The organism is Curtobacterium sp. MR_MD2014 (assembly GCF_000772085.1).
GTDB lineage: Bacteria > Actinomycetota > Actinomycetes > Actinomycetales > Microbacteriaceae > Curtobacterium.
In genome coordinates this window covers 555,210-568,106 of the sequence record NZ_CP009755.1, presented here as the reverse complement: position 1 = coordinate 568,106, position 12,897 = coordinate 555,210, and the positions used below count along the sequence as shown (strand labels likewise).

General features: G+C 72.0%; 14 protein-coding genes. 7 read left to right on the top strand and 7 right to left on the bottom strand.

Annotated features, from left to right (window positions below):
- Positions 1-108: 108 nt before the first annotated feature.
- Complete coding sequence (locus NI26_RS02730; RefSeq protein WP_235426461.1) at positions 109-930, top strand: cytochrome c oxidase assembly protein; 822 nt, start codon at positions 109-111, stop codon at positions 928-930.
- Positions 931-1,188: 258 nt separating this feature from the next.
- Here the strand turns inward: NI26_RS02730 and NI26_RS02725 are convergent, their stop codons facing one another.
- Both NI26_RS02725 and NI26_RS02720 read right to left on the bottom strand, forming a co-directional pair.
- The gene (locus tag NI26_RS02725) at positions 1,189-2,733 is read right to left on the bottom strand and encodes a DHA2 family efflux MFS transporter permease subunit (protein WP_144411226.1); all 1,545 of its coding nucleotides are present in this window, start codon (positions 2,731-2,733) and stop codon (positions 1,189-1,191) included.
- Positions 2,730-3,338, bottom strand: coding sequence for a PadR family transcriptional regulator (locus tag NI26_RS02720; RefSeq protein WP_066652130.1), 609 nt, complete (start codon positions 3,336-3,338; stop codon positions 2,730-2,732). The genes NI26_RS02725 and NI26_RS02720 overlap by 4 nt, the downstream gene beginning before the upstream one ends.
- 146 nt (positions 3,339-3,484) lie before the next feature.
- Here NI26_RS02720 and purS point away from each other — a divergent pair, with 146 nt between their 5' ends.
- The 4 genes from purS to NI26_RS02700 are packed head-to-tail and all read left to right on the top strand — an operon-like array spanning position 3,485 to position 7,812.
- A complete protein-coding gene (gene purS / locus NI26_RS02715) occupies positions 3,485-3,736 on the top strand; it encodes a phosphoribosylformylglycinamidine synthase subunit PurS (RefSeq protein ID WP_066652126.1) in 252 nt (83 codons plus the stop codon).
- Between the two features lie 5 nt (positions 3,737-3,741).
- Positions 3,742-4,437: a phosphoribosylformylglycinamidine synthase subunit PurQ gene (gene purQ, locus NI26_RS02710; RefSeq protein ID WP_066657734.1), complete on the top strand. Its 696-nt coding sequence runs from the start codon at positions 3,742-3,744 to the stop codon at positions 4,435-4,437.
- A 47-nt stretch (positions 4,438-4,484) separates the two neighbouring features.
- Positions 4,485-6,866, top strand: coding sequence for a phosphoribosylformylglycinamidine synthase subunit PurL (gene purL / locus NI26_RS02705; RefSeq protein WP_235426458.1), 2,382 nt, complete (start codon positions 4,485-4,487; stop codon positions 6,864-6,866).
- Positions 6,867-6,891: 25 nt separating this feature from the next.
- Complete coding sequence (locus NI26_RS02700; protein WP_066652122.1) at positions 6,892-7,812, top strand: 2-hydroxyacid dehydrogenase; 921 nt, start codon at positions 6,892-6,894, stop codon at positions 7,810-7,812.
- Between the two features lie 12 nt (positions 7,813-7,824).
- Here NI26_RS02700 and NI26_RS02695 read toward each other — a convergent pair whose 3' ends face one another.
- From NI26_RS02695 to NI26_RS02685, 3 genes are read right to left on the bottom strand one after another with little or no spacing between them, the layout of a single operon-like run.
- A complete protein-coding gene (locus NI26_RS02695; RefSeq protein ID WP_235426456.1) occupies positions 7,825-8,277 on the bottom strand; it encodes a GNAT family N-acetyltransferase in 453 nt (150 codons plus the stop codon).
- A 59-nt stretch (positions 8,278-8,336) separates the two neighbouring features.
- Positions 8,337-9,464, bottom strand: coding sequence for a lactonase family protein (locus NI26_RS02690; protein WP_066652120.1), 1,128 nt, complete (start codon positions 9,462-9,464; stop codon positions 8,337-8,339).
- The gene (locus tag NI26_RS02685) at positions 9,461-9,781 is read right to left on the bottom strand and encodes a chorismate mutase (protein ID WP_066652113.1); all 321 of its coding nucleotides are present in this window, start codon (positions 9,779-9,781) and stop codon (positions 9,461-9,463) included. Before NI26_RS02685 ends, NI26_RS02690 begins: the two co-directional genes overlap by 4 nt.
- An 88-nt stretch (positions 9,782-9,869) precedes the next feature.
- Here NI26_RS02685 and NI26_RS02680 point away from each other — a divergent pair, with 88 nt between their 5' ends.
- Positions 9,870-10,277: a DUF1304 domain-containing protein gene (locus NI26_RS02680; RefSeq protein ID WP_200884129.1), complete on the top strand. Its 408-nt coding sequence runs from the start codon at positions 9,870-9,872 to the stop codon at positions 10,275-10,277.
- 210 nt (positions 10,278-10,487) lie between these two features.
- Here the strand turns inward: NI26_RS02680 and NI26_RS02675 are convergent, their stop codons facing one another.
- Positions 10,488-11,504 carry an iron-siderophore ABC transporter substrate-binding protein gene (locus NI26_RS02675; protein WP_066652111.1) on the bottom strand — a complete coding sequence of 339 codons (1,017 nt, stop codon included), beginning with the start codon at positions 11,502-11,504 and terminating at the stop codon, positions 10,488-10,490.
- A 58-nt stretch (positions 11,505-11,562) separates the two neighbouring features.
- On the opposite strand from NI26_RS02675, the gene NI26_RS02670 reads away from it, so the two are divergent.
- A complete protein-coding gene (locus tag NI26_RS02670; RefSeq protein WP_066652109.1) occupies positions 11,563-12,429 on the top strand; it encodes a shikimate dehydrogenase family protein in 867 nt (288 codons plus the stop codon).
- A gap of 44 nt (positions 12,430-12,473) precedes the next feature.
- Here the strand turns inward: NI26_RS02670 and NI26_RS02665 are convergent, their stop codons facing one another.
- Positions 12,474-12,857: a YchJ family protein gene (locus NI26_RS02665; RefSeq protein ID WP_066652107.1), complete on the bottom strand. Its 384-nt coding sequence runs from the start codon at positions 12,855-12,857 to the stop codon at positions 12,474-12,476.
- Positions 12,858-12,897 lie beyond the last annotated feature (40 nt).

Sequence of the window (12,897 nt, the reverse complement as noted above, 5' to 3'; positions counted from 1 at the left end):
ACGGGCGGAGGATGACGGAGCCGGCTCGTCCGGCCCGACACCAGGAGGCACCCCACGCCCGAACCCGCCGAGTTCTGGAGCACCTGGCACGTCGATCCCCTGGCCGCGGTGCTGCTGGCGGTCGCCGCGGTGACCTACGGCTGGTGGCTCGTCGGCGCTCGACGCCGTGGGGCCCGGTGGTCCGCCTGGCGCACCGCGTCGTTCCTGGTCGCACTGCTGCTCTTCGCCGTGCTGCAGTTCGGCATCGTCGGGCGGTACGACCAGGAGCTCCGGTGGGCGTTCACGCTCCGGCTCGCCCTGTTGTTCTTCGCGGTTCCGACCTTCGCCGCCCTGGCCGCTCCCGTGTCCCTGCTGCGCCTGGGCGGACCCGCGCACTGGTCCGCCGTCGCCGACCGCGTGGTGCACTCCCGGCCGATCCGGGTGCTCGGCAACGCGATCGTCGCCCCCGTGGTCGGGCTGGTGCTCTTCGCGGTGCTGCTCACCCCGCTGTCGGCGGTCGTGCGCGAGTCGAGCGTGTGGGCCGCGCTCGTCACCGTGTCCGTGCCGGTGCTCGGCTTCACGGTGCTCGGGCCGCTGTCCGAGCCGGGGGTCCTCCGGAGTTCGACGTTCGTGACGGTCGAGTTCCTGCTCGCCTTCGTGGAGCTACTGCTCGACGCGGTCCCCGGCATCGTGCTGCGGGTGTCGGACCACGTGCTCGACGGGTCGCTCGTGCACGCCGTGGGGCAGCCGTGGTTCCCGTCCCCCCTGCGCGACCAGCACCTGGCGGGTGACCTGCTCTGGTTCATCGCCGAGGTCGCCGACGTCCCGGTGCTCGTGATGCTGTTCGTGCGGTGGCAGCGGACGGACCGCCGCGAGGCCCGCTCCGTGGACGCCCTGTCCGACGAGGAGATGGCCGAGCTGACCCGGGCGCACCTGCAGCGGCGGGGATGAGCGGGGTCCGGGGGGTCGTGCGGCGCCGTCGTACGACAGATGCGCTGTCGTACGACGACGATCCTGTCGCACCAGTCCCCGCCGATCCACGCTCTTCCGCTCTGGACGGCAAGAACGACAAGACCGCTGTCGTACGACAGCGGTCTTGTCGTTCTACACCGGCACGACCCGGACGACTGCCCCGCACGACCGGCACCCCGGACGACTGCCCCGCACGAGCGGGACCGGGGTCCGTGCGCGACGACCCCAGCCGCAGCGTCAGCGCGCCGCGGCCTCGGGCTCCGCCGCGCCGGGCTGCGTCTCGACCGCGCCGGTCTGCTTCCACGCCGTCGTCTGCTTCGGCTTCGCCAGGAACAGCGCCGCGACGATGGCCGCCACGAGCACCACGGCCGGCAGCACGAGCGACTGCCCCATCGCCGTGGCGAACGGCTGCTGCAGGAACTCCGGCAGCGCGCCGACCTGCTGCTCCGCACCGCCCGAGCCCGTGCCCGACCCGGACGGGAAGTTCGCCGTGATGCGCGCCTCGATCAGCGCCGCGATGCCGGCCGAACCGAGCACCGCACCGATCTGCCGCGTGGTGTTGTAGACGCCCGACCCCGCACCGGCGAGCGCCGGCGGCAGGTTGCGCGTCGCCGAGACCGAGAGCGGACCCCACATGCAGGCGTTCGCGAGCCCGAGGAGCGCGCTCGGCAGCAGCGTCCAGCCCCAGCCGGCGCCCGACCACAGCAGGGCGCCGAACCAGAACAGCCCGCCGGAGAAGCACGCGAGGCCGAACGAGCCGACCCACCGCGGGTTCCACTTGTTGAGGTTCTTGCCGACGAGCGGTGCGAGCGCGGCGGACAGGACGGCCTGCGGCACGAGCAGCAGGGCGGCCTGGGTCGGCGAGAAGCGCAGGACGTCCTGTGCCCAGAGCATGATCGGCAGCGCGAACGACGAGATCGCGACGCCGACGGCCGTGATGGCGATGTTGGCGAGCGTGAAGTTGCGGTCCTTGAACAGGCCGAGCGGCAGCAGCGGCTCACCCTTCTGCACGCCCTGCCACACCACGAAGGCGGCGAGCACGACGATGCCGGTGATGATCAGCGACCAGACCGAGATCGGGCCCGTGATGGTGCCCCAGTCGTAGGTCTCGCCCTCCTGGATGCCGAAGACGAGCAGGAACATGCCGGCGGCGCTGAGCACGATGCCCAGGTAGTCGAAGCGGTGTCCGTGCCGCTCGAAGCGGGGGACGAAGCGCTGCGCGAGCACGAAGGCGACGACGCCGACGGGGACGTTCACGAAGAAGATCCACTCCCAGCCGAGGCCGTCGACGAGCAGCCCGCCGACGATCGGGCCGACGAGCGAGGCGACGCCGGCGACGGCGCCCCACAGGCCCATGGCCGCACCGCGGTTCTGCGGCGGGAAGATGCGCGTGATGACCGCCATCGTCTGCGGGGTCATCATCGCGGCGCCGAGGCCCTGCACGACGCGGGCGAGGATGAGCACCTCGATCGACCCGGCGAGGCCGCACCACAGGCTCGCGAGGGTGAACACCACGAGACCCGCCTGGTACAGCACCTTCGGGCCGAACCGGTCGCCGAGGCGCCCGGTGATGAGCAGCGGCACCGCGTACGCGAGCAGGTAGGCGCTCGTCACCCAGATGACCGCGTTGATGTCGGCGTCGAGCGCCTGCGCGATCGTGGGCGTCGCGACCGACACGATGGTCGAGTCGACGAGGATCATGAAGAAGCCGACGACGAGTGCCCAGAGCGCGGGCCACGGCTTCTTCCCGTGCTGCAGGTCGGCGGACGTGGTGGAGGTCATCGAGTGGTGTCCTGGTCCTTCTGTGGTGCTGGGTCGGGGACGGCGGGGCCGTCCCAGGGGATGTCGCCGCTCGCGATCCGGTCGGCGGTGGCGGTGAGCCACTCGATCTGCGCGGTGAGCATGCCACGCACGTACGACACGTCGAGCCAGTAGCGCTCGGCGAGCTGCTTGGCCTGGAGGCCCGTGGCGGCTTCGTCGTACCCGGCACGTTCCGCGCGGAGTGCGGCAGCGCGTGCGCGCATCGCGGTCACCGCGTCGGTGGCGGTCAGGTTGTCGACGTGGGACACCGCGAGCTGGAACTCGGGGTACTCGTCGGCGGGCTCCGCGATCATGCGCCGGAGTCCGGCGTCGAGCTCCGCGCGGCCGTGGTCGGTGATGGCGTAGGTGGTGCGCTCGGGCCGGTTGCCCTCGCGCGCGGTCCCGAGTGCCTCGGCGTACCCGAGGTCCACGAGGCGTCCGATCTGGTGGTACAGCGTGCTCGGCCGGACCTTGACGTTCTGGTCCTCGTGCCGGTGGAGCATCGTCTGGAACATCTCGTACGGGTGCATGGGCGCCTCGGCGAGCAGGCCGAGCGCGGCGAACGCGAGGGGCGTGAGCGACGCCATCCATGCCTCCAGACCATGTTCGCGAGCGATTATTCGACTTGGAACATACGCCTTGGACGACTTCTCCACAAGCGGCCCGGCGCGGCGCGCGCGGCCCGTAGACTGATGCCGTCCCACCCAACCCACCCAAGCGCTGGAGTGAACACGTGCCAACCATCGTCGTCGAGGTCATGCCCAAGGCAGAGATCCTCGACCCCCAGGGCAAGGCGGTGGGCAACGCCCTCGCCCGTCTCGGCAAGGCCGACCTGACCGACGTCCGCATCGGCAAGCGCTTCGAGATCGCCGTCGACGGCCCGGTCGACGACGCGAAGCTGGCCGAGGTCCGCGACATCGCGGCCGACGTCTTCTCGAACGCCGTGATCGAGGACGTCGTCTCCGTCACCGTGCAGGACGCGTGACGCGGATGCGCATCGGCGTCATCACGTTCCCGGGCTCGCTCGACGACCGCGACGCCCAGCGCGCGGTCCGCCTCGCAGGAGCCGACCCCGTCGCGCTCTGGCACGGCGACCACGACCTGCAGGGGGTCGACGCGATCGTGCTCCCCGGTGGGTTCTCGTACGGCGACTACCTGCGTGCCGGCGCCATCGCGGCGAAGGCCCCGATCATGGCCGAGGTCATCGACGCCGCAGGCAAGGGCATGCCCGTGCTCGGCATCTGCAACGGGTTCCAGATGCTCGCCGAGGCCCGCCTCGTGCCGGGCGCCCACACCCGCAACGCGCACCAGCAGTTCATCCGCCGCGACCAGAAGCTCCGCGTCGAGACCGCCGGCACCGCCTGGACCTCCGGGTTCAGCGCCGGGCAGGAGATCACGATCCCGCTGAAGAACGCCGACGGCCGGTTCGTCGCCGACGCCGACGAGATCAAGCGCATCGAGGACAACGGCCAGGTCGTGTTCCGCTACGTCGGGGTGAACCCGAACGGGTCGATCGACGACATCGCGGGCGTCTCGAACGAGCGCGGCAACGTCGTCGGGCTCATGCCGCACCCCGAGCACGCGACGGAGCCCGGGTTCGGCCCGGACACCCCCGCGGCGATGGCCTCCGGCACGGACGGCCTCACCTTCTTCACCTCCGTGATCGAGTCGACGCTCGTCAAGTGACGACGACTCCGACGAACACGACTCCAGTGACAGGGAACGACAACACCGTGACGACCCACGTTCGCCCGAAGCCCGACACCGTCCAGGACGCCGCCGCCACCCCCGACAAGGAGCAGCCGTACGAGGCACTCGGGCTCAAGGCCGACGAGTACGCGAAGATCCGCGAGATCCTCGGCCGCCGCCCCACCTCGGGCGAGCTCGCCATGTACTCGGTGATGTGGTCCGAGCACTGCTCGTACAAGTCGTCGAAGAACTACCTCCGTCAGTTCGGCAAGAAGGTCACGCCGGAGATGACGAAGAACCTGATGGTCGGCATGGGCGAGAACGCCGGTGTCGTCGACGTGGGCAACGGTTGGGCGGTGACCTTCAAGGTCGAGTCGCACAACCACCCGTCGTACGTCGAGCCCTACCAGGGCGCCGCGACCGGCGTCGGCGGCATCGTCCGCGACATCATCTCGATGGGCGCGCGCCCGGTCGCCGTGATGGACCAGCTGCGCTTCGGTGCGATCGACCACGAGGACACGGCGCGCGTCGTGCACGGCGTCGTCGGCGGCATCTCGTTCTACGGCAACTGCCTCGGCCTGCCGAACATCGGCGGCGAGACCTACTTCGACCCGGTGTACCAGGGCAACCCGCTCGTCAACGCGCTCGCGGTCGGTGTCCTGCGGCACGAGGACCTGCACCTGGCGAACGCCTCCGGTGCCGGCAACAAGGTCGTGCTCTTCGGTGCCCGCACGGGTGGCGACGGCATCGGCGGCGCGTCGATCCTGGCGTCCGACACCTTCACCGAGGGCGGCCCGACCAAGCGCCCGGCGGTGCAGGTCGGCGACCCCTTCGCCGAGAAGGTCCTCATCGAGTGCTGCCTCGAGCTGTTCCGCGAGGAACTGGTCGAGGGCATCCAGGACCTCGGTGCCGCTGGCATCTCCTGCGCGACGAGCGAGCTCGCCTCGAACGGCGACGGTGGCATGCACATCTCGCTCGACGACGTCCTGCTGCGCGACCCCACGCTCACGGCCGAGGAGATCCTCATGTCCGAGAGCCAGGAGCGCATGATGGCGGTCGTCCGCCCGGACAAGCTCGACGCGTTCCTCGCGGTCGTCGGCAAGTGGGAGGTCGAGACGAGCGTCCTGGGCGAGGTCACCGGCACCGGCCGTCTCGTCATCGACTGGCAGGGCCAGGAGATCGTGAACGTCGACCCGCGCACGGTCGCCGTCGACGGTCCGGTGTACGACCGCCCGGTCGCCTACCCGTCGTGGATCGATGCGCTGCAGGCCGACACCGCCGCCTCGCTCGAGCGTCCGACCGACGGTCCGGCCCTCAAGGCGCAGTTCCTGCAGCTGCTCGGCTCGCCGAACCTCGCGTCGAAGAACTGGGTGACGAACCAGTACGACACCTACGTGCTCGGCAACACCGCGCTGTCCTTCCCCGACGACGGCGGCATGATCCGCGTCGACGAGGAGACGGGGCTCGGCGTCACCGTCGCGACCGACGCCAACGGCCGCTACTGCCAGCTCGACCCGAAGCAGGGCGCGCGCCTGGCGCTGGCCGAGGCGTACCGGAACGTCGCCGTCACCGGCGCCGTCCCCGCCGCGGTCACCGACTGCCTGAACTTCGGCTCGCCGGAGAACCCCGAGGTGATGTGGCAGTTCTCCGAGGCCGTCGAGGGCCTGGCGGACGGCTGCATGGAGCTCGGCATCCCGGTCACCGGCGGCAACGTGTCGTTCTACAACCAGACCGGCACGACCCCGATCCACCCGACGCCCGTCGTCGGTGTGCTCGGCATCATCGACGACGTCGCCCTGCGCGTGCCCTCGGGCTGGCAGGACGACGGCCACAACGTGTACCTGCTCGGCACGACGAGCCTCGAGCTCGACGGCTCGGCGTGGGCCGGCACCGTCCACGGGCACCTCGGTGGTCGCCCGCCGGCGGTGGACCTCGACCGCGAGAAGGCCCTGGCGGAGCTGCTGCACGCGGCATCCGGCGAGCAGCTGCTCACCAGCGCCCACGACCTGGCGGACGGCGGCCTCGGCCAGTCCCTCGCCGAGTCGGTCCTGCGCTTCGGGATCGGCGCACGCGTGGTGCTCGACGAGCTCGAGGAGCGCGACGGCGTCGACACGGCGACCGCGCTGTTCTCGGAGTCGACGGGTCGCGTCATCGTGACCGTGCGCCGCGAGGACGACGTGCGGTTCCGCGGGCTGTGCGAGGGTCGCGGCTTCCCGGTGCTGCGCATCGGTGTGACGGACGCCTCCTCCGGCACGCTCGAGGTGCAGGGCGCGTTCGAGGCGTCGATCGACGAGCTGCGGGGCACGCACGGCGCGACGCTGCCGGCGCGCTTCGGCGACGTGATCGTCGAGGACGTCACCGAGGGCTACGTCGGGCGCGGGCCGCTCGACGACCACGGTTCGTTCTCGCCGCGCACCGACAGCTGACGGCGACCAGGAGCACCGCGACCGCATGCCGATCGTCACCCTGCCCTTCGTCGAGCTCGTCGACCGGTTCGGCCCCGTGCCGGTCGGCGTCGAGCTCGACGTGTGGGACGTCGAAGGCCCGTACGACCGCCCCGAGGACGTCGCGCTCACGCTGCTGCCGTTCTACTTCGCGGGTCGTCACCGGTGGCAGTTCGTGCACGACCTGCCGAACCTGCGACTCCTGCAGCTGCCGAGTGCCGGGTACGAGCACGCCCTGCCGCACGCCCCGGCACACGCGCAGGTCGCGAACGGCCGCGGTATCCACGACGACGAGACGGCCGAGCTCGCGGTCGGTCTGGCGCTGACCTCGCTCCGCGAGATCCACACGTTCCAGGCCGACCGCGCCGCAGGGGTGTGGGACGTCCGCACCACTCGATCGCTCGCGGATCGTCGGGTCACGGTGGTCGGTCACGGGGCGATCGGCGCTGCGATCGCCACGCGGTTCGAGGCGATGCGGTGCGACGTCACCGTCGTGGCCCGCACTGCGCGGGAGCAGGACGGGCGGTACGTGCACGCGTTCGGGGAGCTCCCGGAGCTCGCGGCCCGGACGGACGTCCTCGTGCTCATCACCCCGCTCACCGACGAGACCGAACACCTCGTCGACCGAGACCTGCTCGCTGCGCTGCCCGACGGAGCCCTCGTGGTGAACGTCGCCCGCGGGCGGGTCGTCGACACCGATGCCCTGGTCGCGGAGCTCCAACGCGGGCGGCTGTCGGCAGCGCTCGACGTGACCGACCCGGAGCCGCTCCCGGCCGGGCACCCGCTCTGGACGACGCCGAACACGGTGCTGACGCCCCACGTCGGTGGGAACACGGACCTCAGCGTGCCGCGGACCCTCGAGCTCGTGCGACGCCAGGTGTCCGCGCTGGCAGCGGGCCGGCCCTTCGCCAACGTCGTCCACGGCTGACGCCCGGCTCCCTCAGCGCAGCGGCAGCGCCATCCCGAGGCTCGGCGCGACGTCCTCGAACCCGAGCGAACGGTAGAGCCGCTGACCGGGCGGGTCCCCGACGAGCGTGATGTAGGCGCCTTCCGGCGCGCGGGACCGGATGTCCGCCACGAGCCACTCGACGACGACCCTCCCGAGCCCCCGGCGCTGGTGGTCCGGATCGGTGGCGATGTCGGCGATGTGGAAGTACCACCCGCCGTCCCCGATCGTGCGGCCCATGGCGACGGGGACCCCGTCGGTGTCGACGACGTGCACGGCCGACCAGCTCCCCGCGATCGCCCCGGCACCCTGCGCAGCGTCCTTCGGTGACAGACCGGAGTCCCGTCGCAGGCGCAGGTAGTCGTCCAGCGGCGGCGGCCCGACCACCAGGCGGTACCCGTCGGCGAGCACGCCCGACGCACCGGCCACGGGCACGGGCACGGGCACGGGCGCCCCAGCGCCATCCCCGGCCCCGGCACCAGCGCCGGCCCCAGCCCCGACCTCGGTCACGACCGGGCCGGCACCGGCACGATGCACGCGGGCGACCCGACGGCGATCTGCGCCACGGTCTCGCCCGGCACCCCGTCCGCCCCGATGGGCAGCACGGCGATCGCGTCGGACATCTGGTTGGCCACCAGCAGGTACCCGGGCACCTGCGCGAAGTGCCGCGGCCAGACGCCGCCGCACGACGCCGACCCGACGACGGTCAGCCCGTCGTCCGCGGTGTCGAGCACCACGATCAGGTCCCGGCCTCGGACCGCGACGACGACCCGTCCGGCCCGGTCGACCTCGACGTGGCTGAGGAGCGACTCCCCCACCTCGCCGTCGAACGCCGGCGCCGAGGCGATCGGCCGCAGCGTCCCGGAGCCGTCGCGGCGCAGGCGGTACACGCGTCCGTCGAGCTCACCCGCGACGACGAGATCCGCGTCGGCCCCGGCCCCGAGCCACGCCATGTGCCGCGGCCCGACCCCGGGCCCGAGGTGGTGCACGCGCACGAGGTCGATCGCGGGGTCAGCCGTCACCCGGAACTCGTGGAGTGCGTCGCCGCCGAGGTCCGCGACGAGCACCGTGCCGTCGGGCGTCGCGATCGACTGGTGGGCGTGCGGCCCCTCCTGCCGGTCCTCGACGGGCCCCTCGACGTCGGGGAGCACGCCGGTGACGAGTGCGGACTCGGGGACGACGACCCGGTCCGCGCTGCCGTGGGTCCCGACGACGCCGTCGCTCGCGGTCACCGAGGCGGCGTGCGACTCAGCGGCCTCGAGCGACACCGCGGTCACGGTGCCGGAGACGTAGTTCGTGACGACGAGCGCACCGGAGGGGTCGACCCGCACGTGGCAGGGTGCGTCACCACCGGCGTCGGCATCCCAGCGGTGCTCGAGCGCACCACCGGCGTACCGGAAGGCCGAGACGCGACCGTCCGCGGTCTCGGACACGGCGTAGACCCGGTCGCCGGAGAGCGCGAGGAACGAGGGGTCGTCCATCACGGCGACGGTGGAGGCGGTGGTCCCGTGCACGACCGAGATGCCGGTCGCGTTCCCACCGCCCGTGGCCGTGTACGACCCGACGAGCAGGTGCAGGTCGGCGAGATCCCGCGGGAAGTCGTCGGCCGGGAACCCTGCAGCAGCCCCGCTCACCGCTCGCCGCCGGCGATGCGCTCGTGGTGGTGGATGACCTCGGCGACGATGAAGTTCAGGAACTTCTCCGCGAAGGCGGGGTCGAGGTGCGACTCGGCGGCCAGCTGTCGGAGCCGCGCGACCTGCACCTGCTCACGCCCCGGGTCGGCGGCCGGCATGCCCGCCTCGGCCTTCAGGTAACCGACCCGCTGGGTGTACTTGAAGCGCTCGGCGAGCATGTGGATCACGGCGGCGTCGATGTTGTCGATGCTCTGCCGGATGCTCGCCAGCTCGGCGACCGCATCGTCGTGGACGGGTGTGGACTCGTCGGCACTCATGGCCCGAGCCTACCGGCGGGCCTCCGCCGAGCGGGCTGGTGTGACTGGCGGACACGAGCACTGCTCCGGGGCTGCGAGAATGGAGGCCATGTCGGTCCTGCTCGTGATCTCGGGCGTGTGTGCGGTCCTCGCGGGCCTCGTGCACGTGTACATCTTCTTCCTCGAGTCCGTCGCATGGACGAGTCCTCGCGTCCGCCGCGTGTTCGGCATCGCCTCGGAGTCCGAGGCACAGGCCACCCGCTCCCTCGCGTTCAACCAGGGCTTCTACAACCTGTTCCTCGCGATCGGCGCGATCCTCGGCGTCGTGTTGGTCGTCACCGGCAGCGGTGCGACGGGGTGGACCCTCGTGGTGTTCTCGAGCGCGAGCATGCTCGGCGCCGCGGTCGTCCTGGCCGGCACGGGTCGCCGGTACCTGAACTCGGCGTTCGTGCAGGGCTCGCTGCCGCTCATCGCCCTGCTCTTCGCCTTCATCGGCTCCACCTTCACCGCCGCGTAGCGGAACGCGCGGAACGGCACCAGACGTCGGACGGGAGGCGCGGTGCCGGCCCGCACCGTGCCTCCCGTCCGGCGACCGCGCACCATCCGTCACCGCCGGTCGCCACGCCCCCGCACGCACGCACGCACGCAACGAGGGACGCACGCAACGGGAGACGCCGGGTCGCGACTCGCGACCCGGCGTCTCCCGTACTCCCCCTGTGGCTGTCGGTCAGCCGACCTTCTTCGCGAACTCGTCCGGCAGCCGGTCCAGCGCCCACTCGATGGCGGCGGTGGTGCCGAGCGAGAACGCGTTCGACACGTCCGCGTCGTCGACGACGATGGAGTGCCCGGCCTCGACCGACGGCACCTTCTGGAACAGCGGGTCGGACTCGGCCTTCGACGCGTCGACGTAGATCGGCAGGACGACGGTCAGGTCGGCGTCGAGCAGGTCGAGGTTCTCCTCGGACAGGCTCACCGAGAACGCGTCGCCGGCCTGCTGGTCGACGGCCTTCGGGATGGTGAAGCCGAGCTGCTGCATGAAGGTGGAGCGGCTGTCCTTCGAGGCGTACGCGCCGAAGCCGTCCGCCGTGTACGAACCGACGACGGCGGTCTTGCCGTCGAACTCGGGGTGCGCCTTCCGCGCCGCCGCGTACGCGTCGTCGAGGTCGGTCAGCAGCTTCTTGCCCTCGGACTCCTTGCCGAGTGCACGCGACACGAGGTCGACCTGCTGCTCGGTGGTGGTGAGGTAGTTCGCGCCGCCCTTCGGCACCGCGACGGTCGGCGCGATCGCGGAGAGCTTCGCGTAGCGGTCCTTGTCGCCCGAGCTCTTCGTGTCGAGGATCAGGTCCGGCTTGAGCTTGAGGATCTGCTCGTAGCTGGGCTCGAGCGTCTGGATGATCGTCGGCTTCTTCGTGTACGCGTCCTTGAGCCACGGCCCGACGCCGTCGCCACCGAAGGCGAGCCAGTCGCTGGCGCCGACGGGCTGCACGCCGAGTTCGAGCGCCGTCTCCGCGTCACCCCAGCCGAGGGCGACGACGCGCTTCGGCTGCGAGGGGATCTCGGTCGTGCCGAGTGCGGTCTGGATCGAGACGGGGAACGCGCCGCCCGAGCCCGAGGCGCCGTCGGACGCGGCGGGCGACGAGGAGCCGGAGGTGCACCCGGCGAGGACGAGGGACGCGGCGACGACGGCGCCGGCGGCCGCGAGCACGCGGCGGACGCGGCGCGCTGAGGGGGAGGTTCGGATCACACAGGTAAGGCTACCCTAAGCACCCCAGTCGAGGGGGCTGAGCGGCTAGGCTCCGGACGTGGAGTTCACCGACCCCGACCGGACCCGGCTGGCCGTGCTGGGCTCCCCCATCGCGCACTCGCTCTCCCCCACGCTGCACGCGGCGGCCTACGACGTGCTCGGGCTGCCGTTCACGTACGGGAGGCACGAGGTCGCCTCCGGTGGGCTCGACGCGTTCGTCGCGGGGCTGGGTCCCGATTGGCGCGGGCTCAGCCTGACCATGCCGCTCAAGCGGGACGTGCTGCCGATGCTCGACCGCACCACCCCGCTCGTCGACGAGCTCGGGGTGGCCAACACCGTGGCGTTCCGGCAGGAGGGCGACCGCGTCGTCCTGGCCGGCGCGAACACCGACGTCGAGGGCATCGTCCGACCGGTGGAGGCACTCGGGCACCTGCCGGGCGAGGCGACGATCGTCGGCGGTGGGGCCACTGCGGCGAGCGCCCTCGCGGCTGCGGTGCGGCTCGGCGCGGTCGACGTGCGGCTCTTCCTCCGCGACACCGCGAAGGCCGGCTCCCTCGTGGACCTGGCGGTGCGCCTCGGGGTGACGCTCGAGGTGCTGCCGATCGACTCGCTGCCGGGGACGCGGCACGGGTTCCTCGTGTCGACGCTGCCCGGCGGCGCGGCCGATCCGCTCGAGCTGCTGCCCTCCGGGCCGGACGCGGTGCTGTTCGACGTCGCCTACGAGCCCTGGCCGACCGCCGCGGCCGGACGCTGGGCCGCTGCCGGGGGCCGGGTGCTCAACGGGCTCGACATGCTGACGGAGCAGGCGATCGGGCAGATCCGGTTCTTCGTGTCCGGCGACGACACCGAGCTGCTGCCGGACGAGGCCGCGGTCCGACGGGCGATGCGGCTCGCGGTCGGGCTGCCGGCGACCATCACCGCCTGACGATCAGCGCTCAGGCGACGACGCCGTCGACGGTGAACCACGGTTCAGGCGACCACACCGTCGACGTAGAACCACCGCCCCTGCTCGCGGACGAACTCGCTCGTCTCCTCGAGCGTCCCGCGGTCGTCGTCGGTGCGCCACCACGCGCGGAAGGCGACCTGTCCTGCGGAGTCGAACGGGCCTCCCGACCGGGTCGACACGATGTCCAGGCGCGTCCAGCGCTGCGACGGGTCGAGCGTCAGCTCGTCCGGCCGCGTGCGCGGGTGCCAGGTGAGCAACAGGTACTCCGGCAGCCCGAGCGCGAATGCGGTGAACCGGGAGCGCATGAGCCGCTCGGCGGTCGGGGCGGCGGCACCGGCGTGCAGGGGCCCGCAGCACTCGCCGTAGGGGTTGCCGCTCAGGCAGGGGCAGCGCTGTTCGTCGTCCACCCGGGCACGCTAGCAGCGGCCGGTCCTCGCAGCCTCGCGG